This is a genomic window from Luteibacter sp. CQ10 (assembly GCF_040900725.1).
Lineage (GTDB): Bacteria > Pseudomonadota > Gammaproteobacteria > Xanthomonadales > Rhodanobacteraceae > Luteibacter.
The window spans coordinates 169,874-189,796 of record NZ_JAEUYM010000004.1 but is presented as its reverse complement, the minus strand read 5'-3'; the positions used below and the strand labels follow the sequence as shown (position 1 = coordinate 189,796).

Genomic DNA, 19,923 nt, shown 5'->3' with positions numbered 1-19,923 from the left:
CTTTACTACCCAAGCCTTTGATTTTACGGCGGAGAGCCTTCTTGCGATGAACGGTGGACTCAATATTTTCAAGCTGGTCTCGGAAGCGAGCCTGCCCGTGCAGCTGGTCATGCTGCTCCTTCTGGGGTTCTCCTTCCTCTCGTGGGTGATCATCATCCGCAAGTACACCCAGCTGAAGCAGGCCCACGCCAACGCCGAGGCTTTCGAAGACCGCTTCTGGTCGGGTGCTGACCTGGCCGCGCTGTTCCGCGAGGTGGGTAACCGCGACGGCCAGCACGGCATGGAAAACATCTTCGAGGCCGGCTTCCGCGAATTCGCCCGCCAGCGCCAGCGCCGCATCACCGATGCCAACCGCGTCATGGAAGGCTCCGAGCGCGCCATGCGCGTGGCCGGCACCCGCGAGATCGGCAAGCTCGAGCAGAACCTCGAATTCCTCGCCAACGTGGGTTCGATCAGTCCTTACGTGGGCCTGTTCGGCACGGTGTGGGGCATCATGGGCGCCTTCCAGGGCCTGGGCGAGATGAAGGACGTCACCATTTCCGTGGTAGCCCCGCACATCTCCGAAGCGCTGATCGCCACCGCCATGGGCCTGTTCGCCGCCATCCCGGCCGTGTGGGCGTACAACCGCTACGCCAACAAGGTCGAGCGCGTCGCGTCGCGCTACGAGGTCTTCCAGGAAGAATTCTCCTCGGTGCTGCAGCGCCAGCTCCATACGGACGAGGCCTGAGCCCGGAGTTTCCCCGATGCGTACTTCCCACCGCCGTCAAAAGCGGAAGCTCAAGTCCGAGATCAACGTCGTTCCCTATATCGACGTGATGCTCGTGCTGCTGATCATCTTCATGGTCACCACGCCCATGATGAACCTCGGCGTGGACATTCAGCTGCCGCAGACCAACGCCAAGTCCCTTCAGGACAAGAAAGACCCGATCGTGGTCTCCGTGGATGCGGAGGGCCAGGTCTACCTGACCGCCAACGGCGCCAAGCGCGAGCCGGTCAGCATCGACGACTTCAGGAAGAAGATCACGGCGTTCCACGACGCCAACCCGGAAATCCAGGTCCTGCTCGCGGGCGACGACCGCGTGGGCTACGGCAAGGTGTACCAGATCCTCCCGATCCTCCAGGAAGCGGGCATCTCCAAAATCGGCCTCATGAGCCAGCCGCAGTCCGCGCAGAATGGAAAACCGTAACGGCACGTCCATCGCGGTCTTCTGGGCCGCGGTCCTCCACGTCGGCATCGCGGCCTTCCTCTGGCTCGCGGTGACCTCGTGCACGTTCTGGGAAGAGTGGGGCGACAAGCTCGGGATTCCGCGCGAGTGGAATCCGCTCAAGTGCGAGGCGCCCATCCTGCTCCCGGGGCAGCCCATCGAGGCGGTGCTCATCGGCCCCACCGGGGCGCCGCCGCCGAAGCACACGCAGAAGCCGGTGCCCAACACGGTGCCTCCGCCGCCGGCCCAGCCCACGCCGACGCCCCCGCCGCCGGAGAAGCCGAAGGTCGAAACCCTGCCGCCGCCGCCGAAAGTCCCTGCCCTGAAGGACCAGGAAAAGGTCGTCGACGACGCGGTGCAAAAGGCCGAGGACGCCAAGCGCCTGCAAGAGGAGCAGCAGCGCCAGCGCCAGGCCGAGATCGACGCCCAGGAAGAAAAGCGCAAGGAAAAACAGAAGCAGATCGACGAGATCTTCAAGCAGCTCGATGCCGCCAAGTCGAACACGAAGCAGGCCGACTCCAGGAAGAAGCAGGCCGAGCAGCAGCTGAAGGATCTGGCCAACGCCAAGGACGACGGCCGCGAGGACCTGCCCTTCGCCGAGAAGCCCCAGACCGGGCAGAACGGCAAGGACGACAGCAAGCAGGCGGCCTACATCGCGGCCATCCAGAATGCCGTGACGCAAAACTGGCTGCGGCCGGAGAACATCGGCAACGGTGCCTGCATCGTCCACGTGGTGCAGATTCCGGGCGGCCAGGTGCTGAGCGCCAAGGTCGATGCCAGCTGTCCGTTCGACGGCCCGGGCCGCGCTTCGCTGGAAAACGCGGTGCTCCGCGCCCAGCCGTTGCCGTACCAGGGCTTCGAGGATGTCTTCCAGCGCAACCTCACCTTCACGTTCCGGCCGTAATGATGGTTCGGCGTGCCCGCGTGGCCATGGCTGGCGCGGGGCATTCAGAATCGGGTCAGTCAGGTCCATCGGAGCCCGCTTACCATGCGGGCGCCACTTTCTCCTTCAGGTCGCAATGAATCAGCCCATGCGCAAGACGATCCTCCGTTTCGCCGCCGCCCTCGCCGGGCTGGCCGCCCTCGTGGCCGGCCCCGCCGCCGCCCAGTCGCTCAACGTGGAAATCGCCAAGGGCGTCGCCACCGCGACGCCGATCGCGGTGGTTCCCTTCGCGCAGGCCGGCGGTTCGCCGCTGCCGACCGACGTCGCCGACGTGATCCGCGCCGACTTCAACCGTTCCGGCAAATTCCGCTCGCTGGACAAGAACGACATCGTCGAGACCCCGTCGCAGGGCTCGGACATCAAGTTCGCCACTTGGCGCCTTCTCAAGCAGGACTTCCTCACCATCGGCCGCATCAGCGATGCGGGCGGCGGCATGGTCAAGGTGGAGTACGAGCTGTGGGACGTGAACCGTCAGCAGAGCCTGCTCGCCCAGTCCTTCACGGCGCCCACGGGTGACCTGCGTGGCGTGGCCCACCAGATCGCCGACCAGATCTACGAAAAGATCACCGGAGTCCGTGGCGCGTTCTGGACCCGCATCGCCTACATCACGGCGGTCGGCACGGGCAACAACACCACGTACTCGCTCATCGTGGCCGATTCGGACGGCTACAACCCGCAGGTGGTGGCCCGCTCGCGCGAGTCGCTGCTCGGCCCGGCGTGGTCGCCCGACGGCACCAAGATCGCCTACGTGTCGTTCGAAAGCGGCAATTCGGCCGTCTACATCCAGAACATCTCCACGGGATCGCGCAGCCTGATCGCCTCGCACCCCAAGGGCATCAACAGCGCCCCGGCCTGGTCGCCCGACGGCAGCAAGCTGGCGGTGAGCCTGTCCTACGTGGGTAACCCCGAGATCTTCGTGATCGACGTGGCCAGCCGCACCGAAACCCGGATCACCAACAACTTCGCCATCGACACCGAGCCGACCTTCACCCCGGACGGCCAGAGCATCCTGTTCACCTCCGACCGCTCGGGCAAGCCGCAGATCTACAAGACGTCGGTCAGCGGGGGCAATGCCCAGCGCGTCACCTTCCAGGGCGGTTTCAACGCCAGCGCCGACGTGAGCTACGACGGCAAGCAGATCGCGATGGTGCAGGGCAACGGGAACGTGTATCGTATCGCCATCATGGACCTTAGCCTGGGCGGTCAGGTGCGTTTCGTGTCCCCGGGCAACGTGGACGATTCGCCCAGCTTCGCGCCCAACGCGAGCATGCTTCTCTATGCGGCATCGCAGGGTACGCGTGGCGTCCTGTATGCAGTTTCGGCAGACGGCCTGGTGCGCCAGCGTCTCGTCCTTTCGGACGGCGACGTGCGCGAACCGGCATGGGGGCCCTACAGACAGCGCTGATGGCGCGCCCGCAGGGGGCCGCGACGTCGGCAACGTCCAGGGAGGGGCGCGGTATTGCCGCGCCCTTTTCGCGGGCGATAAGGAATAATGGAACACCCGGCGGTCACTCGATGGCTGACGGAGCGAGGGCGTAGGGTGCGGGACAGCGCCCCGTCAACGTGGATGCAAGTAGAAAAACAGCCGGTCAACCGGCGGTGTCTGTCCCGAAACCGTAAAACGACTGTCGGAACTCAACTGTTTGAAGGAACGTCCCATGAATAAGACCGTTACCATCACCCTGGCCGCCCTGCTTTGCGTCGGTGCGGCCGCTTGCTCCAAGAAGCAGGTCAAGACCCCGCCGCCGGCCGAGTCGGCCCCGGTCACCCAGACCCAGGCTCCGACCAACGACGGCAAGTACCAGCCGTCCGACCTCGACACCGACGCTTGCCTGCGTCAGCGCGTCGTCTACTTCGACTTCGACAAGAACGACGTCAAGCCGGAGTTCGAGCAGATCATCGCCTGCCACGCCAAGTACCTGCGTGACCGTCCGATGTCGGCGATGACCCTCGAAGGCAACACCGACGAGCGCGGCACCCGCGAGTACAACCTCGGCCTCGGCGAGCGTCGTGGCAATGCCGTCTCCAGCGCGCTCCAGGCTGCCGGTGGTTCGGCTGGCCAGGTCAACGTGACCAGCTACGGCAAGGAAAAGCCGACCTGCCGTGAGCACAACGAAGACTGCTGGGCCAAGAACCGTCGCGTCGAGATCGTCTACACCGCGAAGTAAGCAATGAAGAAGACTCTGGCTAATCGTTTCACGGCCAGGCTTGGCGTGGCGGGCGCGATCGCGTCCGCCACGCTTTTTGCTCTGCCCGCCATCGCCCAGGACCGCCTCAGCCTCGCCGACCGCGTGTCGCGGCTCGAGCAGCAGAGCCAGGCCAACGCGGGCACCACGTCGCTGGTGAACCAGGTCAGCGATCTCCAGCAGCAGGTAGCCCAGCTGCAGGGGCAGATCGAAGAGCTCCAGCACCAGAACAAGCAGCTCCAGGATTCCCAGAAGGCGCAATACGCGGATGTCGATTCGCGGTTGGGCCGTATCGAGAAGGGTGGCGCGCCAGCCCAGCAGCAGCCGTCGGCTGCCGCATCGACACCTCCGCCCGCGACGCCCGCGGCCGCTGCCGCGTCGCAGGCACCTTCCGCACCCGCCGCCGCGTCCACCAGCCCGGGCCAGGCCGCGCCTGCCGAGCAGGCGGCCTATGACGCCGCGTTCAAGTCGCTGCGTGGCGGCGACTACGTCACCGCATCGCGCGGTTTCCGCGACTTCCTCACCAAGTACCCCGACAGCGCGCTGGCGCCTAACGCGTACTACTGGCTGGGCGAGTCGTACTACGTGACCATGAACTACCCGGTCGCGATCGAAGCGTTCCAGCGCCTGGTGAAGAACTACCCGCAGAGCGAGAAGGTCTCCGATGGCCTGCTCAAGGTGGGTTATTGCCAGATCGAGCTGAAGCAGCAGGACGCCGCCGTGGCGACGCTCAAGCAGGTCGTCGCGAAATATCCGTCCAGCAAGGCCGCCGGCCTCGCCCAGGAACGCCTGCGCCGTCTGCAGCGCCAGACGGCCAACTGATCCCATGAACGGCAACACCGCAACGCCGGCGGACGTTCCGCCGGTCGCACCCGTCCGGGAGCGCCTGCGGATCACCGAGATCTTCCATTCCGTGCAGGGCGAGGCCGATGCCATCGGCTGGCCCACGGTCTTCGTGCGCCTCACCGGTTGCCCGTTGCGCTGCGTGTGGTGCGACACCGAATACTCGTTCCATGGCGGTCAGTGGCACGACATCGACGCCATCGTGGCGCAGGTGGCCAGCTACGGTGCCCGCCACGTGTGCGTCACGGGTGGCGAACCGCTCTCGCAGAAGCGGTGCCTGATCCTGCTGCGCAAGCTCTGCGACGCGGGGCATGAGGTATCGCTGGAGACCTCCGGTGCGATCGACATCGGTCCTGTGGATCCTCGCGTGCGCAAGGTGATGGACCTCAAGGCGCCGGACTCCGGGGAGAGCGCGCGCAACCTCTGGTCCAATCTCGACCATCTGCTGCCGCACGATCAGGTGAAGTTCGTGATCGCCAGCCGTGGCGACTTCGAATGGTCGCGCGACGTCGTTCGCGAACACGCGCTCGATACGAAGGCGATGGTGCTGTTCTCGCCGGTGTGGGGCAAGGTCGGCCCGCGCGAACTGGCGGAATGGATCCTCGACGAACGCCTGCCGGTGCGTTTCCAGTTGCAGTTGCACAAGCTGCTCTGGAACGACGCGGCGGGACACTGATTTACAGGAAACGCATGTCATGAACACCACGAACACTCCGCGCAAGGCCGTTATCCTCGTGTCCGGCGGCATGGATTCCGCGGTCACGATCGCGATGGCTCGCGAACAGGGCTTCGAGGTGTATGCGCTGAGCGTGGCCTACGGCCAGCGCCACAGCTCCGAACTGGAGGCGTCGGCGCGCGTGGCGAACAGCCTCGGCGCCGTCGCGCACAAGACGGTACACGTCGACCTGCGCAGCATCGGCGGTTCGGCGCTCACCGCCGACATCGACGTGCCGGAAGACGGCGGCGACGGCATTCCGGTCACCTACGTGCCGGCGCGCAACACGATCATGCTGTCCATCGCGCTGGGTTGGGCCGAGGTGCTGGGTTCGACCGATATTTTCTGCGGCGTCAACGCGGTGGATTATTCGGGTTATCCGGACTGCCGCCCGGCCTTCATCGAGTCGTTCCAGGCGCTCGCCAACGTCGCCACCAAGGCGGGTGTCGAGGGGGCGGGCATCCGCATCCACGCGCCGCTGATGCAGATGGGCAAGGGCGACATCGTCCGCGAAGGCGTGCGGCTGGGCGTCGACTTTTCCGAGACGGTGAGCTGTTACCAGGCCGACGACCAAGGCCGTGCGTGTGGTCACTGCGACGCCTGCCGCCTGCGCGCGGAGGGTTTCGCCAAGGCGGGCGTGGCCGACACCACCCGTTACGCCTGACCGCACCATCCTCCCTCCCGGACACGGTACCCGGCGTCACGCCTCGATAACCTCGCGCGTGATAAAGCTCGTCCTTGCCTGAGGACCTTCCCATGACCGTCGATTCATTCGTCGCCGCACCCGCGGACCTGACGAAAGTGAACATCTGCCTGCGCTCCGATATCCGCTACTGGACCCGTGTGCTGCAGGTGAGCGAGTTATCGCTACGCAAGGCGGTGATGTCGGTGGGGGAGGCGTCGTGGGACGTGCGGAGCGAACTCCGCCGGTTGCGTCGCAAATGAGTCAGGACAACGCGCGTCGTCGCGTCTTTATTTTCTACCCGAGCATCAACGAGCGCACGTGGCGGGTTCTCGTCCCCGGCGGCGCCATCGAAGTCTTTCCGAGCGAGGGTCGCGCCGTGGAGTTCGCCCTGGGATGGGCCGCCTCGGCGGGTGCCAAGGGCATCGTCGACGTGGTGAGGCAGACGATTTCCGGAGGGTGGGTACCGGTATTCGCTCCCGGTCAGGCGCCCGGCAAGCTCGCGTTCTGACGCTCGTGCGATGGCGCGCCGTGACGGCCGCGCTTTTTCGCATGGGATACCATCCGGGCGATGAAGAACATCCTTTTCGACCTGGATGGCGTGCTGGTGGACTACCAGCCTTCCGTCCGCATCGAACATATCGCCATGACGCTCGAACGCAGCGCGTCCGACGTGCATGCCGCGATCTATGGGTCGGGTGTGGAAGCCGCCGCGGACGCGGGACGTCTGGGGCCGGACGAGTATCTCGAGGCCCTGGGCAAGATCATGGGCCTGCGCTTGCCCGTGGATGTGTGGACGGAGGCCCGCCGGCGGGCGACGCGTATACGACCGGCTCTCATGTCACGCATCGCGTCGCTGGCTTCGCAAGGCGTCGGGGTCGGCATCCTCACCAATAACGGGCACCTGTTCGCGGCGCAGTGGGAACGTATCGTGCCGGAGCTGTTTCCGCTTTTTCGCGGACGAGCCCATGTCGCAGCCCAGTTCGGCGCGACCAAGCCGGATCCCCGCGTGTATGCCGCGGTCCTGGGAGAACTGGGGTGGATCGCACAGGACACGTTGTTCATCGACGACGCGCAGGCGAATGTCGACGGTGCGCTCGAGGCGGGACTGGCAGCGCGCTGTTGCGGGAGCGAGGACAGCGTCGGCGAGGTGCTAGCGTCCTTGTGACGCGAGCGGGCCGTGATGCGAATGGTGGGTCGTGACGGATTCGAACCGTCGACCTACGGATTAAAAGTCCGCTGCTCTACCGACTGAGCTAACGACCCATACGCGAGAAGCCGGCTAGTTTAGACGGCAGGGGAGGGGGGCACAAGTCGTGGGCCGGATCAGGTGGCGAGGACGATGGCTTCCACGTCGCGGCCGGAGTCGCGCCACGCATCCAGGCCGCCGGTGAGCGGGCGGACGTTGGCGAATCCCAGCTTGGTCAGGCGCTCGGCGACCTTGGCGGCCGACACCTCGTTGGGGCACGAGCAATAGATGATCACCGAGGTGTTCCGTGGCAGCGTGGCCAGTTGGGTGTCGGCGCTGGAGAAATCGAACAGGCGCGACCCGGGGATCACGTAGGGGTCGTCACGGCGGCTCGAGGCCGAGCGCACGTCGACGATGAGTGCGCCGGGATCGCGCGCGAGCAGCATCGACAGCTCGTCCACCGAGATGCGGCTGCGGCGCAGGCTGGCGATGAGCAGGGCGCGGCGGACGTAGCGGAAGCCGATCCACACCAGCAGGCCGGCGGCGGCGAGAGCGGCCATGCCTACCCCGAACTGCCGCAGCAGGGTCAGCACGGCGTCGATCTGCCGGTAGAACACCATGCCGGCCGACAGGCCCACGACGACCCACAGGGCGGCGCCGGCGAGGTCGTAGAGCGTGAAACGCGAGAAGCGCGTGTCGCCCGCGCCGGCGATGGGAATGGCCACCAGCGAAAGGCCGGGGATGAATCGCGAAATGAGCAGGAGCTTGACGCCGCGCTTCTCGAAAAAGCCGCTGGCTCGCCGCACGCAGGTGTCGGGCGAGAGCGAGACGCGACACAGGCCGTCAAGCACGCGGTAGCCGAAGCGGCGGCCGGCGAGAAACCAGGCGGCGTCGCCCGCGAAGGCCCCGGCGAGCGCACCGACGAAGGTGGGCAGTACCAGCAGGGGCGACGAGGCCGTGACCAGGCCCGCGCCGACGAGGATGAGCGTAGGCATGGCGGGCACGGGCAGGCCGATGGCGGCCGCGAACGTACCCAGGAACGCCACCAGGGGCGCGGTATCCGACCAGTTCACGCTTGCCACGACCTGATGCCCCTCGCCTTATCGCGGCAACGATACGCCGGTCCGGCGTTGCCGCACAGAGGGGGCGAGGCGTTCGGTCACCGCCGCTGAAGCGGTGCCCTCAGCGACGCGCGCTCCGGGCGCGCGCTGCCCATGGCCACGCCGGGCAGGTATACCCAGTAGAGCGTGCCCCGGCCCGGACGGGAACGCACGCCGATGGTGCCGCCGAGGGTGTCGGCGATCCGTCGCGCGATCGCCAGTCCGAGCCCGAAGCCCGGGTGACCCGGCAGGCGCGTGAAGGCCTCGAAGAGGCGCTCCTGCTGCGCCGGTTCGATGCCGATACCGTTATCGCGCACTTCCAGGCGAACGTCCGCGCCGCGTCGGCGCATGGCCACCAGGACGCGGCCCTGCGGCGCGCACGCCACCGCGCTGGTCAACAGGCGGTGGAGCAGCTCGCCCAGCAAGGCGGGATCGCCACGCAGGGGCAGCGCGCCGCCACGCCAGCGCACGTCGACGCCCAGCCGGGCGGCGTCCGGGGCGATGGCGGCCCTGGCCCGCACGAAGAGATCGGCGGCCAGCAGTTCGACGGGCTCGGGCTCCACCGCGCCGGCATCGAACCGGGCCATGTCGAGCAGGCCGTCGAGCAGTTCGCCCAGCCGGGCGAGGTTGTGTTGCATTTGCCCTTGCACGGCTCGCTGCCGCAGGTCGTCGCCCGGCTGCATACCGGCGACGAACAACGACAGCGCCTGGAGCGGTTGGCGGAAGTGATCGCCCATCTGCTCGAGGAATCGCGTGTGCCGTGCGATCTCGTGCAGCCGCAGGCGCAAGGCTTCGGCCATCGCCGCGTCCTGGCGTTCGCGCAGGCCGGCCAGTTCGGTCAGCAGGGCGTCGAGCGACGCCGCGTCGTCGATGGTCGTCGCGCCGGTGCGTGGATCGCGAGGGTGCAAGGCCCGGTCGAGTCGCTCGCGCAGTTGGGCCAGGGGCGCGGCGGCCTCGCGCTCGATCGTGCGCGCGCCGAACGCGAAGGCGAAGAGGATGCCCGTGGACAGCAGGCCCGTCATCAACCATGCGGCGAGGCGCCGTTCGTGCAGTGCCGACGCGTCGCTGAAGGTTTCCATCTCGCCGAGCGGCGTGTTCAGGCGGACGCTGAGCCGCGGCGTGGCCGGGGAACGCCGTCCGCTGTCCACGACCAGGTCGGGAAGATCGTCGCGATGCAGGATCACGCGATCCGTCGGCGCGCTGCGAGCCAACGCGCGTCCGATGAGATCGCGCAGGCGCTCGTCGCCCAGCCCCGGAGTCACCACCGATCCGATCCGCACGGCCTGGATGCGGGCCACGTCGAGCGCCTCGGCGGAGCTCGCGCGCAGGTGCACGACGGCCAGCATGAGCGTCAGGGCGAGGGCGATGAGCGTCGTCGGCAACAATCCCTTGCGGACGATGTGCCGGTGTGGCGACGCGGTCCTGTGGGTGGGGAAGAGCGGCGCGAGCATGGTGTGCCCTTCGGGCATGGAATCTCGTGACGAATCTATGAAACGCGCCGCCGATGCGCGATAGCCAAGGGGAGGTAAGCGGCATGGCCTAGGCCTTCCGGTCTAGGCCGTGCGGCGGATCACTTGCCGTGCAACTGCGCCACGAGGCGGTCGTGATCGGCCTCGATCTTGCGCAAGCGAGCCTGCCTCGCCGCTTCGCTGACCCATTGGGCGGAGCTTGCGCGACGTTTTTCCAGGCTGTATTCGATGTTGGCGAACGGCACCAGCTCGTCGTCGTTGGCCGGGGCGAAACCGCTGATGTCGTGGATGAGCTTGAGGTTCGCCTGTTCCCGCGCACGGTTGCCGCCCTTGCCGTAGGACGTGATGAACGTCGCGATCCGATCGCGCAGCGACGGCGGCAGGTCGTCGCGCACCACGATCACCGCGTGCGGAATGAGCGAGGATTTCCAGATGACGCGCAGGCGCGCGTATTGCTCGGGGAAATGCTGCCTGAAGCGCTCCAGGTCCGCGGTGTTGTTCGTGGCCACGTCCACTTCGCCGTTGGCGACCGCCAGCGCGTTGTTCTGGTGGTTGTCCACGTGCACGTGGGCGAAGAACGTGTCCGAGTCGAGGCCGCGGGCCGCGAAGAGCTGCGTCTCCGGAACGAGGTATCCCGAGACCGAAAGCGATTCGCCGCGCGCGAACGTCCAGCGGCCCGGATGCGTGAGCATCTGGTCGAGCGTGCGGATGCGCGAACCGTCGGCGGCAAGCAGCACGGCGTAATAACCCTTCGAGCCGTCCGTGCGGGTGAGCTGGGCGATCGTGCGCATGTTCTGCCGGGTGACGGCATCCAGGGCGAGACGGCCGGAAAGGAAAGCGATGTCCACCCGCTGTTCGCTGATCGCCTGGGCGATGCCTTCATAGGTGGTGACCGAGACGGAACGCACCGGACGCCCCAGCGATGTCTGCAGGTCGTCGAGCATCGGTCGCCAGGCTTCCAGCGACTCCGCCGGACCGCCGATGGGCAGGATGCCGAAAGTGAGAGGTGCGTTGGGGTCTTCGTCATCGGCGAAGGCGTGAGCCGTCGAGGCGCACGCGAGGAGCACCAGCAAGACGAATCCGAGCGCGCGCCACTTTGCCGAACCAAGCATGGCCTGCCCCTGCCGGAATCCGCGTTCTTTCGCGAATCCCTTCTTGCCGTGTCAGTCGCCCAGGTGTTGCGCGGCGACCAGTGCCTCGAGGCGGTTGCGCACATGGAGCGCGCGGAAGATGGCCGCGAGGTGGATCTTGACCGTGCCCTCGCTGATTTCGAGTTCCCTCGCGATCAGCTTGTTCGGCTTGCCCTTCGCCAGCAGCTTGAGTACGTCGATCTGCCGGTCGGTGAGTACCGTCGCCAGGCGTTCGCGCGTGGTGAGGCCGTCGCCGCCCGACGTCGAAAACGGCGACGACATCGGCGCGTGGTTGCCGGCGGGCTTCATGGCCTCGGGCGGCACGTACACGCCGCCGCCGACGACCAGCCGCACGGCATTGAGGATCACGTCCGGCGGCGACGACTTGGGAATGTAACCCTGTACGCCGAGGTCGAGCACTTGCCGGATGGCACCGGAATCTTCCGTGCCCGAAAGCACGATGACCGGCCTTTCGCGCGAGGTCGAGACGACGTTGGCCGAGGTTCTGGATCCCGGCTTCAATCGATGCTCCGTCCTGTCCTCGATGCCGTCCTCGTTCTTGTCGGTGGCGTCCGCGTGCGTGAGATCACCCGCGGCACGGAGCTTTTCCACCGCTTCCCTGATGTGCTGCAGGCCGTCGGCTCCCGGCATCGCCATGTCTATCAACGCGAGGTCGGGCAGCGGGGAGGTGTTGAGCAACTTGCGCAACTGATCCACGTTTTCGGCCTCGACGAACTCAACGTGATCGCCCAGCTCGCGAAGCTTGAGCTTCACGCCTTCGATGATGAGCCTGTGATCGTCCGCGATCAGAACGCGCATTCCAGTCCCTCCGCCCGCCGTGCCACGAGCTCCCCGTAAGGCGCAACATAGCTTCCTGCCCGCCCGGGGGCAAGCAGGCCATGTGGCTCAGACGGCTGCATGATGGACAGACCAGGCCGAAACCATTACGTCGAGCAGCCGATCGGGCGACACCGGCTTGTAGAGCACCTGCGTCGTCGCCGTGTCCACGTTGCGCAGGTAGTCGCTGCGCGTCTCGCCGGTGATGAGCACGCGGGCGAACGGGGGCGGATCGCCGGGCCGGCGGCGGTAGTAGCGGTCCAGCAGGGCGATCACGTCCAGGCCCGTGCCTTCACGCAGGCGCAGGTCGGAAATGACGATGTCCGGCGGCTGCATCCACTGGTGCACGGCCTCCATGGCCTGCTGGGCGTCTTCGGCGGTCTGCACCTCGCAGCCCCAACTGCCCAGCAGGAAGCTGATGCCGGCGAGGATGCTGGGTTCGTCGTCGATCACCAGCACGCGCATGCCGGTGATGTCCCGGCGCGGGACGGGTTCCGACAGCGGCGCCGGCGCGGCTTCCGGCACCCCCGGCTGGACTTCGGGGAGCGTGACCGAAAAGACACTGCCCTTGCCCAGCGTCGAGCGGACGCTGGCCTGCGTGCCGAGCAGCCCGGCAAGACGCTGCACGGTCGAGAGCCCCAGGCCGAGGCCGCGGCGGGTGCCTTCGGGCCGCCCCGCCTCGGGGCCGCTCTCCACGCGGTAGAACTCGTCGAAGATGTGCCGCTGGTGCTCCTGGGCGATGCCCAGGCCGGTGTCCCAGACGTCCACGCGCACGGTGCCGTCGAGGCGGCGTCGCGCGCCCACCAGCACGCCGCCGCAGCGCGTGTAACGCAAGGCGTTGCTCACCAGGTTGTTCAGGATACGGGCGACCATGGTGCGGTCGCTGCGCACCCACAGGCCCGTGGTGCGCACCACGAGGCGGAGGTCGTGCTGTTCGGCCACCATGCGGAAGTTGACGCTCACCTCCTCGAACACCTCGTCGAGCGCCACGTCGCGGATCACCGGGGGCATGGCGCCCGTCTCCAGGCGCGAAAGGTCGAGCAGCTCGCTGAACAGGTGGTCGAGCGCCTCGACGCATTCCTGGATGTGCGCGATGCGGTTGAGGCGCACCGGGTCGAATTCGTCCACGGCCAGGCCCGAGGAAAACAGCGTGAGCGCATAGAGAGGCTGGCGCAGGTCGTGGGAGGCGGCCGCGAGGAAACGCGCCTTCGCCACGCTCGCGGCCTCCAGCGCCGCGTTCTTGCGGGCCAGTTCCTCGGTGGCCTGGGCGATCTCGCGTTCCATGCCGATCTGCGCGTGCAGCAGCTTCGATGCCGCGCCGTTGAAACCGCGCTGCAGGTCGCCGATCTCGGTGTCGTCGGTGACCGGCACCACCACCGTGCGGTCGCCCAGGCCGAGCTGGCGTACCGCGATGGCGAGGTTGCGCAGGGGGGCGCTCAGCCAGCGGGCCGTGGACCAGCCGATGCCCACCGCGATGAACAGGCTCAGGGACAGCCAGAGCAAGGCGTTGTGCACGCTGGCGCGTTGCGCGGAAACGGCCTCCTCCACGCTGACGTCCACGGTGACCGAGCCGACCACGCGATGGTTCACCGGATCGAGCACGTCGCGCGATACGGTGAGGCTTTCGTCGTCGTCCACCGAGCCGTTCACGCGGTCGGCGAGGATCTCGCCGTCGGGGTCGGCGATCCGCACGCGGGCGACCTGCGGCAATTGCACGATCGATTGGGCGATGCGACCGAGGTCGCGGCGCTGCCCATCGCGCAGGGCGTCGCCGGAGACGGAGGACGCCTGCTGGGCGATGGCGTCGGCGGTGGAGCGGCCCATCTCATGGAGGGTGTCCATCTGGTGACGCGTGAGCAGGGTGACCAGCAGCACGGCGCTGATCGCCGTCGGCACGAGCGCCACGCACGTCAGGCGTTGCACGAGCGACGTGCGGCGCCACACCTTTTCCAGCCATGAAACCGGTACGTCACGCATGCGCATCCCCTGTCGCCGACCTTCCAGGCGACGTAGGGCAAGCCTAGCGCAGATTGGCGAAGGGACGGCATCCCCGCCATTGGCCTCGGCCAACTGGCCGAGGCGCGGAAGGTCAGTAACGAGCGCCGGATTCGCCGTACGCGCGCAGGACGTCGCGGGCCTGGTCGCGCAGGATGTCGCGGCGCACGGCGATGCCCCGGCGTTCGAGTTCGCCCGCCCAGTCGGCGGGGAGGGGGCCTTCGTCGAACGGGGTGAGCTCTTCCACGTCGTCGGCGCGGGCGCCGATCAGCAAGGTGTCGATGCCGGCCCACACGGTGGCGCCGTAGCACTGGCAGCAGGGTTGCGAGCTGGTGGCGAGCGTGAAGGCGCCGCTGCGGCGGCCGTCGTTGTCGGTGTTGAGGCGAAAACGCTGCATGCGCTGCTGCGCGAGCATGTAGGCCATCATCTCGGCGTGGGCCACCGAGCAGGTGTGGGGGACCACGCGGTTGACGCCCACGGCGACGATGCGGTCGTGCTGGTCGAACACGACGGCCCCGAAGGGACCGCCGGTGGCGCGCTCGACGTTGAGCGCGGACAGTTCGATGGCAAGGCGGATCTTCGGCTCGTCGCCGGTGTACGGGATGTCGGTCTTTACCGCCTGGTGGACCCACGCGGGCAGCGTGAGGTGGACCTGGGCATACATCACGACTGTTTGGCCCACGAATCGCGCAGGGTCACCACGCGGTTGAACACGGGGCCATCGTGCGTGTGGTCGTGCATGTCGGCCACGAAGTAGCCCAGGCGCTCGAACTGCATGCGGTCTTCGCGCGCGGCACCGGCGGCCGTCGGCTCGACATAGCCGTGGACGACGCGGCGCGATGCCGGGTTGAGGTGATCCTTGTAGGTCTTGCCGTCGGCGTCGTCATCGGGATCGGTCACGTCGAACAGTCGGTCGTAGAGGCGCACCACGGCGGGCACGGCGTCGCGCGCGCTCACCCAATGGATGGTGCCCTTCACCTTGCGGTCGGCACCTGGCATGCCCGAGCGCGTGTCGGGGTCGAGCGTGCAGCGCAGCTCCACCACGTCCCCGGCATCGTTCTTGACCAGTTCGTCGCAACGCACGATGCCCACGCCGCGCAGGCGCACCTCGCCCTCGGGCTTGAGGCGATGGAAGCCCTTCGGCGGCACTTCCGCGAAGTCGTCGCGCTCGATCCACAGCTCGCGTGCGAAAGGCACCTCGCGCGTGCCGAAGGAGTCGTCCTTCGGATGGTTGGGGAAGGTGAGCGTTTCGCGGTGGTTCTCGTCGAGGTTGGTGATGACGAGCTTCAGCGGATCGATCACGGCGAGGCGGCGCGGGGCGGTGCCGTCGAGGTCTTCGCGGATGCAGCCTTCGAGCACGCCCATGTCGATCGTGCTGTTCTGCTTGCTGACGCCGATGCGCTCCCAGAACAGGCGGATGCCCGCCGGCGTGAAGCCGCGGCGGCGCACGCCCGCGATGGTGGGCATGCGCGGATCGTCCCAGCCGTCGACCAGGTTTTCGGACACCAGCGTGATGAGCTTGCGCTTGCTCATCACCGTGTAGTTGAGGTTGCCGCGCGAGAACTCGATCTGCCGTGGTTTGCTCGGCACGGTGGGCAGGCCGGCGGCGACCAGCGGCTGCCACAGATCGGGATCGTTGGCGAGGTCGACCTTGTCGACGCACCAGTCGTACAGCGGACGGTGGTCTTCGAATTCCAGCGTGCACAGCGAATGCGTGATGCCTTCGACCGCGTCGGACAACGAATGCGCGAAGTCGTACATCGGGTAGATGGGCCAGGCGTCGCCGGTGTTCTGGTGGTGCACCTTGCGGATGCGGTACAGCGCCGGGTCGCGCAGGTTGATGTTGCCCGAGGCCATGTCCATCTTCGCGCGCAGGGTCTTGCTGCCGTCGGCGAATTCACCGGCGCGCATGCGCTGGAAGAGGTCGAGGTTTTCCCCGATGGAGCGGTCGCGATACGGCGAATTGCGGCCCGGTTCGGTGAGGGTGCCGCGGTATTCGCGCACCTCGTCGGCCGAGAGGTCGTCGACGTAGGCCACGCCCAGGCGGATGAGCTTGCACGCGGCGCGGTAGAACACCTCGAAGTAATCCGAGGCGTGGCGCAGCTCGGCCCACTCGAAGCCCAGCCACTTCACGTCGCGCTGGATGGCCTCGACGTATTCGATGTCTTCCTTCGACGGGTTGGTGTCGTCGAAGCGAAGGTTGCAGGTGCCCGCGAACTCCGAGGCCAGGCCGAAGTTGAGGCAGATCGATTTGGCGTGGCCCAGGTGCAGGTAGCCGTTGGGTTCCGGCGGGAAGCGGGTGTGGATTTTCGCGTGCTTGCCGGAGGCCAGGTCGTCGCGGACGATCTGGCGGATGAAGTGCTGCTGCAGGACGGGCGTTTCGGTCGACATCTCGAAGGACTCGGAGGGTGGGTCGCGGCAAACTGTCGAGTTTACCCATCTTGGATGAAGGGTGCTTGCCGCACGGCCGGGCCGCGCGGTAGCTTGGCCCCATGCGGATCGCCTACCACGCCGAGACCCTCATCGACGCCCACCTGGTCAAGGATGCGCTCGAGCACGCGGGCATCCCGGCCTTCGTCTCGGGGGAATTCCTCATCGGGGCGATCGGCCAGTTGCCCGCCCGCGATTTCATCGAGGTGAGGGTGCCCGAATCGGCCGGCGACGCGGCGGATGCCATCGTCCGCGACATCGAGGCCCAGCTCGCCGAGGCCCGGGCCGCGGCGGCGGCCGACGACGACTTCGGCGCGACGACGATCCCCGCCTGACGCGCGCCCCTTCCCAGGATTTTCCATGCAGGCCATCCACGACCTCGTCCGCGACGTGCCGGACTTTCCGAGTCCCGGCGTCCTGTTCAAGGACATCACCCCATTGCTTTCCGACGCCCGTGCCTTCGGGCAGTGCATCGACGCCCTTTGCGAGCCCTGGCGCGAAGCATCCGTGGGAGCCGTCTGCGGCATCGAATCGCGTGGCTTCATCTTCGGCGCCGCCATGGCCCGCGCGCTGGGCGCGGGTTTCGTCGCCCTGCGCAAGAAGGGCAAGCTGCCCCCGCCGGTGATCGGCATGGACTACGGCCTGGAATACGGCCGTGACCGCCTGGAAATCGGCCGGCACACGCTCTCGCCAGGCGAGAGGGTGATCGTCGTCGACGACGTGCTCGCCACCGGCGGCACGCTGGAGGCCGGGCGGCGGCTCGTCGAGCAACTGGGGGCCGAGGTGATCGGTGCCGGCGTGGTGATCGAACTGGAGGCCCTGGCCGGCCGCGCGCGCTGGACGGGACCGGCGCCGCTGCACGCGCTGGTGCGTTACTGACGCTCGTCCAGCCGTTCGATCAGCACGATCTCGCTGGCACCGGGGCCATCGTCGTCGCGGGCCAGCGAGGTGGCGAGGTGCCAGCCATCGTCACGGCGCACGTCCACCAGTTGCCCCTCCACATGCACGATGTCGCCCGGGCGCACGTCGCGCAGCTTCGTGGCCATGTCGTCGTTGGCGGGCACCATGTGCATGTTGGCGCTGGAGGATTCGATCTCCTTGCGCGGAATGGGGTAGTCGTCGGCGTACCAGTAGTAGAGCCGGTTGGACTGCGAGATGCGGATCTTGCCCAGCACCTTGTCCTCGGCCATGCGGCCCCAGCCCAGCGCGAAGTCGGTGGGGGCCAGCGGCGCGAGTTCGTCGAGCTGGTAATCCTCGCGCGACAGCACGCGTACGGTCATCGCGATGCTGGCGCGGGGCTGCAGGGTGAAGTGTCCGATCGATAGCGGATGCCCATGGGCGATCGCATGCTGCTCGGGCGCGCCCACGGCCGATTTGCCGTGGGCGAGACTCCCACCGCCGTGCGGCCAGAACGCGTAGGCGGCCCAGGCGCACAGGAGAATCAGGAGGGCGAGCCAGAAGCGCATGTGGCCAAACCTTGGACGAGATGAAACCCCAACGGCTCAGCCGCCTTATCGTTGACTTAGGCCGCTCGCCCGCTGGCGGCCTCGGTGCTGAAGAGCTCCTGGGGAATGGCCCGGATCACCTCCGCCAGCGCCTGGAAAAACGGTGTCATGGCCGAGCTCTTCCGCCACAGCATCGCGATGCGCCGGCTGGGAGCGGGCGATTCGAACGCCACCAGGCTCACGTTGGGCGACTGCGCCACGGGCGGCTTGACCGCGAGGGCGGGCAGGAGCGTGATGCCGACGTTGGCCGACACCATCTGCCGCAAGGTTTCCAGGCTCGTCGCCCGGAAGCCGGTCTTCTCTCCCGCGCCGGCCAGGTGGCAGACCTCCAGGGCCTGGTCGCGGAGGCAATGGCCGTCTTCCAGCAGCAACAGGTTCTGCTCGGCCAGGTCGTCCATGCGCAAGGGCCCATGCCGGGCCAGCTCGTGGTCGTTCGGCACGGCAAGCACGAACGGCTCCTCGAACAGGAATTCCGTGTGCAGCGACTCGTCGTGGACGGGCAGGGCGAGAATGCCGGCATCCAGCGTGCCCTCGCGCAGCATGTGCAGCACCTGCTCGGTCTTTTCCTCGCGCAGCAGCAGCTCGAGCCGGGGAAAGCGCTCGCGCAGGCGCGGCACCACGTGGGGCAGCAGGTAGGGTCCCAGGGTGGGAAAGATGCCCAGGCGGATCGTGCCCGATTCGGGATCGCGCGTGCGCTGGGCGATCGACTTGATCTCGTCCACCTGCGACAGCACGCCGCGCGCGCGACGGGCGATTTCACGACCGGTTTCCGTCAGCAGCACTTTCCTCGGAGTACGTTCCACCAGGGCGACGCCCAGCTCGTCCTCGAGCTTGCGGATCTGCGTCGACAGCGTGGGCTGGCTGACGAAGCTGGCATCGGCCGCGCGACCGAAATGGCGGTATTCCGCCAGCGCGACGAGGTATTGCAGGTCCCTGAGGTTCATGGGTGGGCTCGTGGGTCTTGATAGTCCGAGCCTATCACATTCATGTCTACAATCGATTTGAGATATGCGGCAAGGGTCGCTAACCTTAGTGACTCAGTCGCGTCACCAAGCGCGCGCAGAGTTCCAACACACCCTCAAACTGGAGAGTCGAGATGCTGACCATTGGCGATAAGTTCCCCGAATTCAACCTGCTGGCCGTCGACGGTGGCCCGCTGGCCAACAAGATCGAAGACGCCTTCACCACCATCTCCGACAAGTCGTACGAGGGCAAGTGGAAGCTGGTGTTCTTCTACCCGAAGGACTTCACCTTCGTCTGCCCGACCGAGATCAAGGGCTTCAGCGACCTGAACGAGCAGTTCGCCGACCGTGACTGCCAGATCCTGGCCGCCTCCACCGACTCCGAGTTCGTCCACCGCGCCTGGCGCATGGACCACGCCGACCTGAAGGACCTCAAGTTCCCGATGCTGGCGGACATCAAGAAGGAGCTGACCACGGCCCTCGGCATCCTGACCGCCGACGGCGTCGCCCAGCGCGCGACCTTCCTGGTCGATCCGAACGGCGAGATCCAGTTCGCCTACGTCACCGCCGGTTCGGTCGGCCGCAACCCGGACGAAGTGCTGCGCGTTCTCGACGCTCTGCAGACCGACGAGCTGTGCGCCTGCAACTGGAAGGCCGGCGACGAGACCCTCAAGGTCGCCTAAGCCTTCACCGGTCGTAAGTCCCGCGTCGTTCCCCTCCCCATCCCCGTGC

General features: G+C 67.2%; 23 protein-coding genes and 1 tRNA gene. 14 read left to right on the top strand and 10 right to left on the bottom strand.

What is annotated here, in order from left to right; genetic code table 11:
• Nucleotides 1–46 precede the first annotated feature (46 nt).
• The 11 genes from tolQ (at nucleotide 47) to JNG39_RS16715 (ending at nucleotide 7,742) form a co-directional block, all read left to right on the top strand.
• Nucleotides 47–727: a protein TolQ gene (gene tolQ, locus JNG39_RS16765; RefSeq protein ID WP_247370031.1), complete on the top strand. Its 681-nt coding sequence runs from the start codon at nucleotides 47–49 to the stop codon at nucleotides 725–727.
• A 16-nt stretch (nucleotides 728–743) separates the two neighbouring features.
• A complete protein-coding gene (gene tolR / locus JNG39_RS16760) occupies nucleotides 744–1,187 on the top strand; it encodes a protein TolR (RefSeq protein WP_144915485.1) in 444 nt (147 codons plus the stop codon).
• Nucleotides 1,174–2,109, top strand: coding sequence for a cell envelope integrity protein TolA (locus JNG39_RS16755; protein ID WP_368313046.1), 936 nt, complete (start codon nucleotides 1,174–1,176; stop codon nucleotides 2,107–2,109). Before tolR ends, JNG39_RS16755 begins: the two co-directional genes overlap by 14 nt.
• Nucleotides 2,110–2,236: 127 nt before the next feature.
• Nucleotides 2,237–3,553, top strand: a complete 1,317-nt coding sequence (tolB, locus tag JNG39_RS16750) for a Tol-Pal system beta propeller repeat protein TolB (protein ID WP_368313044.1) — start codon at nucleotides 2,237–2,239, stop codon at nucleotides 3,551–3,553.
• Nucleotides 3,554–3,806: 253 nt separating this feature from the next.
• Nucleotides 3,807–4,316 (top strand): peptidoglycan-associated lipoprotein Pal, encoded by a 510-nt coding sequence (gene pal / locus JNG39_RS16745; protein ID WP_368313042.1) that lies wholly within the window; start codon nucleotides 3,807–3,809, stop codon nucleotides 4,314–4,316.
• Between the two features lie 3 nt (nucleotides 4,317–4,319).
• The gene (gene ybgF / locus JNG39_RS16740; RefSeq protein ID WP_368313041.1) at nucleotides 4,320–5,156 is read left to right on the top strand and encodes a tol-pal system protein YbgF; all 837 of its coding nucleotides are present in this window, start codon (nucleotides 4,320–4,322) and stop codon (nucleotides 5,154–5,156) included.
• 4 nt (nucleotides 5,157–5,160) lie between these two features.
• The gene (queE, locus tag JNG39_RS16735; RefSeq protein WP_368313039.1) at nucleotides 5,161–5,853 is read left to right on the top strand and encodes a 7-carboxy-7-deazaguanine synthase QueE; all 693 of its coding nucleotides are present in this window, start codon (nucleotides 5,161–5,163) and stop codon (nucleotides 5,851–5,853) included.
• 19 nt (nucleotides 5,854–5,872) lie between these two features.
• Nucleotides 5,873–6,556 carry a 7-cyano-7-deazaguanine synthase QueC gene (gene queC / locus JNG39_RS16730; protein WP_368313037.1) on the top strand — a complete coding sequence of 228 codons (684 nt, stop codon included), beginning with the start codon at nucleotides 5,873–5,875 and terminating at the stop codon, nucleotides 6,554–6,556.
• 92 nt (nucleotides 6,557–6,648) lie between these two features.
• Nucleotides 6,649–6,837 (top strand): DUF3606 domain-containing protein, encoded by a 189-nt coding sequence (locus tag JNG39_RS16725; RefSeq protein WP_368313035.1) that lies wholly within the window; start codon nucleotides 6,649–6,651, stop codon nucleotides 6,835–6,837.
• Entirely contained in the window at nucleotides 6,834–7,085 is a 252-nt protein-coding gene (locus JNG39_RS16720) for a hypothetical protein (RefSeq protein WP_368313034.1), read from the top strand. Before JNG39_RS16725 ends, JNG39_RS16720 begins: the two co-directional genes overlap by 4 nt.
• A 60-nt stretch (nucleotides 7,086–7,145) precedes the next feature.
• Nucleotides 7,146–7,742, top strand: coding sequence for an HAD family hydrolase (locus JNG39_RS16715; protein WP_368313032.1), 597 nt, complete (start codon nucleotides 7,146–7,148; stop codon nucleotides 7,740–7,742).
• Between the two features lie 22 nt (nucleotides 7,743–7,764).
• On the opposite strand, the gene JNG39_RS16710 is transcribed toward JNG39_RS16715, so the two are convergent.
• From JNG39_RS16710 to JNG39_RS16675, 8 genes are all read right to left on the bottom strand, one after another.
• A tRNA-Lys gene (locus JNG39_RS16710) sits at nucleotides 7,765–7,840 on the bottom strand.
• 60 nt (nucleotides 7,841–7,900) lie between these two features.
• Nucleotides 7,901–8,845, bottom strand: a complete 945-nt coding sequence (locus tag JNG39_RS16705; RefSeq protein WP_368313030.1) for a DedA family protein/thiosulfate sulfurtransferase GlpE — start codon at nucleotides 8,843–8,845, stop codon at nucleotides 7,901–7,903.
• Nucleotides 8,846–8,922: 77 nt separating this feature from the next.
• On the bottom strand, nucleotides 8,923–10,332 hold the full coding sequence (locus JNG39_RS16700; protein WP_368313029.1) for a sensor histidine kinase: 1,410 nt from the start codon (nucleotides 10,330–10,332) through the stop codon (nucleotides 8,923–8,925).
• A 101-nt stretch (nucleotides 10,333–10,433) separates the two neighbouring features.
• Nucleotides 10,434–11,444: a phosphate/phosphite/phosphonate ABC transporter substrate-binding protein gene (phnD, locus tag JNG39_RS16695; RefSeq protein WP_368313028.1), complete on the bottom strand. Its 1,011-nt coding sequence runs from the start codon at nucleotides 11,442–11,444 to the stop codon at nucleotides 10,434–10,436.
• 51 nt (nucleotides 11,445–11,495) lie between these two features.
• Complete coding sequence (locus JNG39_RS16690) at nucleotides 11,496–12,281, bottom strand: LuxR C-terminal-related transcriptional regulator (protein ID WP_368313026.1); 786 nt, start codon at nucleotides 12,279–12,281, stop codon at nucleotides 11,496–11,498.
• Between the two features lie 87 nt (nucleotides 12,282–12,368).
• Nucleotides 12,369–14,276 carry an ATP-binding protein gene (locus JNG39_RS16685; RefSeq protein ID WP_368313024.1) on the bottom strand — a complete coding sequence of 636 codons (1,908 nt, stop codon included), beginning with the start codon at nucleotides 14,274–14,276 and terminating at the stop codon, nucleotides 12,369–12,371.
• A 112-nt stretch (nucleotides 14,277–14,388) separates the two neighbouring features.
• Entirely contained in the window at nucleotides 14,389–14,961 is a 573-nt protein-coding gene (locus JNG39_RS16680) for a nucleoside deaminase (RefSeq protein ID WP_368313260.1), read from the bottom strand.
• A complete protein-coding gene (locus JNG39_RS16675; protein WP_368313023.1) occupies nucleotides 14,958–16,685 on the bottom strand; it encodes a glutamine--tRNA ligase/YqeY domain fusion protein in 1,728 nt (575 codons plus the stop codon). Before JNG39_RS16675 ends, JNG39_RS16680 begins: the two co-directional genes overlap by 4 nt.
• 101 nt (nucleotides 16,686–16,786) lie before the next feature.
• On the opposite strand from JNG39_RS16675, the gene JNG39_RS16670 reads away from it, so the two are divergent.
• Together JNG39_RS16670 and JNG39_RS16665 are read left to right on the top strand one after the other, a co-directional pair.
• Nucleotides 16,787–17,059, top strand: a complete 273-nt coding sequence (locus JNG39_RS16670) for a DUF2007 domain-containing protein (RefSeq protein ID WP_368313021.1) — start codon at nucleotides 16,787–16,789, stop codon at nucleotides 17,057–17,059.
• 25 nt (nucleotides 17,060–17,084) lie between these two features.
• Nucleotides 17,085–17,603 (top strand): adenine phosphoribosyltransferase, encoded by a 519-nt coding sequence (locus JNG39_RS16665; protein ID WP_368313020.1) that lies wholly within the window; start codon nucleotides 17,085–17,087, stop codon nucleotides 17,601–17,603.
• Here the strand turns inward: JNG39_RS16665 and JNG39_RS16660 are convergent.
• Together JNG39_RS16660 and oxyR are read right to left on the bottom strand one after the other, a co-directional pair.
• A complete protein-coding gene (locus JNG39_RS16660) occupies nucleotides 17,597–18,190 on the bottom strand; it encodes a hypothetical protein (protein WP_368313019.1) in 594 nt (197 codons plus the stop codon). The two genes, JNG39_RS16665 and JNG39_RS16660, sit on opposite strands and share 7 nt — an antisense overlap.
• 56 nt (nucleotides 18,191–18,246) lie before the next feature.
• On the bottom strand, nucleotides 18,247–19,173 hold the full coding sequence (oxyR, locus tag JNG39_RS16655; protein WP_368313018.1) for a DNA-binding transcriptional regulator OxyR: 927 nt from the start codon (nucleotides 19,171–19,173) through the stop codon (nucleotides 18,247–18,249).
• A gap of 152 nt (nucleotides 19,174–19,325) precedes the next feature.
• Here oxyR and JNG39_RS16650 point away from each other — a divergent pair, with 152 nt between their 5' ends.
• Nucleotides 19,326–19,874, top strand: coding sequence for a peroxiredoxin (locus JNG39_RS16650; RefSeq protein ID WP_144915438.1), 549 nt, complete (start codon nucleotides 19,326–19,328; stop codon nucleotides 19,872–19,874).
• Nucleotides 19,875–19,923 lie beyond the last annotated feature (49 nt).

What these genes read in the sequence shown, in the direction of transcription:
- tolQ (WP_247370031.1), top strand. Translation starts at nt 47, where the DNA reads ATGAACGGTGGACTCAATATTTTCAAGCTGGTCTCGGAAGCGAGCCTG.
- tolR (WP_144915485.1), top strand. Translation starts at nt 744, where the DNA reads ATGCGTACTTCCCACCGCCGTCAAAAGCGGAAGCTCAAGTCCGAGATC.
- JNG39_RS16755 (WP_368313046.1), top strand. Translation starts at nt 1,174, where the DNA reads ATGGAAAACCGTAACGGCACGTCCATCGCGGTCTTCTGGGCCGCGGTC.
- tolB (WP_368313044.1), top strand. Translation starts at nt 2,237, where the DNA reads ATGCGCAAGACGATCCTCCGTTTCGCCGCCGCCCTCGCCGGGCTGGCC.
- pal (WP_368313042.1), top strand. Translation starts at nt 3,807, where the DNA reads ATGAATAAGACCGTTACCATCACCCTGGCCGCCCTGCTTTGCGTCGGT.
- ybgF (WP_368313041.1), top strand. Translation starts at nt 4,320, where the DNA reads ATGAAGAAGACTCTGGCTAATCGTTTCACGGCCAGGCTTGGCGTGGCG.
- queE (WP_368313039.1), top strand. Translation starts at nt 5,161, where the DNA reads ATGAACGGCAACACCGCAACGCCGGCGGACGTTCCGCCGGTCGCACCC.
- queC (WP_368313037.1), top strand. Translation starts at nt 5,873, where the DNA reads ATGAACACCACGAACACTCCGCGCAAGGCCGTTATCCTCGTGTCCGGC.
- JNG39_RS16725 (WP_368313035.1), top strand. Translation starts at nt 6,649, where the DNA reads ATGACCGTCGATTCATTCGTCGCCGCACCCGCGGACCTGACGAAAGTG.
- JNG39_RS16720 (WP_368313034.1), top strand. Translation starts at nt 6,834, where the DNA reads ATGAGTCAGGACAACGCGCGTCGTCGCGTCTTTATTTTCTACCCGAGC.
- JNG39_RS16715 (WP_368313032.1), top strand. Translation starts at nt 7,146, where the DNA reads ATGAAGAACATCCTTTTCGACCTGGATGGCGTGCTGGTGGACTACCAG.
- JNG39_RS16700 (WP_368313029.1), bottom strand. Translation starts at nt 10,332, where the DNA reads ATGCCCGAAGGGCACACCATGCTCGCGCCGCTCTTCCCCACCCACAGG.
- phnD (WP_368313028.1), bottom strand. Translation starts at nt 11,444, where the DNA reads ATGCTTGGTTCGGCAAAGTGGCGCGCGCTCGGATTCGTCTTGCTGGTG.
- JNG39_RS16690 (WP_368313026.1), bottom strand. Translation starts at nt 12,281, where the DNA reads ATGCGCGTTCTGATCGCGGACGATCACAGGCTCATCATCGAAGGCGTG.
- JNG39_RS16685 (WP_368313024.1), bottom strand. Translation starts at nt 14,276, where the DNA reads ATGCGTGACGTACCGGTTTCATGGCTGGAAAAGGTGTGGCGCCGCACG.
- JNG39_RS16675 (WP_368313023.1), bottom strand. Translation starts at nt 16,685, where the DNA reads ATGTCGACCGAAACGCCCGTCCTGCAGCAGCACTTCATCCGCCAGATC.
- JNG39_RS16670 (WP_368313021.1), top strand. Translation starts at nt 16,787, where the DNA reads ATGCGGATCGCCTACCACGCCGAGACCCTCATCGACGCCCACCTGGTC.
- JNG39_RS16665 (WP_368313020.1), top strand. Translation starts at nt 17,085, where the DNA reads ATGCAGGCCATCCACGACCTCGTCCGCGACGTGCCGGACTTTCCGAGT.
- JNG39_RS16660 (WP_368313019.1), bottom strand. Translation starts at nt 18,190, where the DNA reads ATGCGCTTCTGGCTCGCCCTCCTGATTCTCCTGTGCGCCTGGGCCGCC.
- oxyR (WP_368313018.1), bottom strand. Translation starts at nt 19,173, where the DNA reads ATGAACCTCAGGGACCTGCAATACCTCGTCGCGCTGGCGGAATACCGC.
- JNG39_RS16650 (WP_144915438.1), top strand. Translation starts at nt 19,326, where the DNA reads ATGCTGACCATTGGCGATAAGTTCCCCGAATTCAACCTGCTGGCCGTC.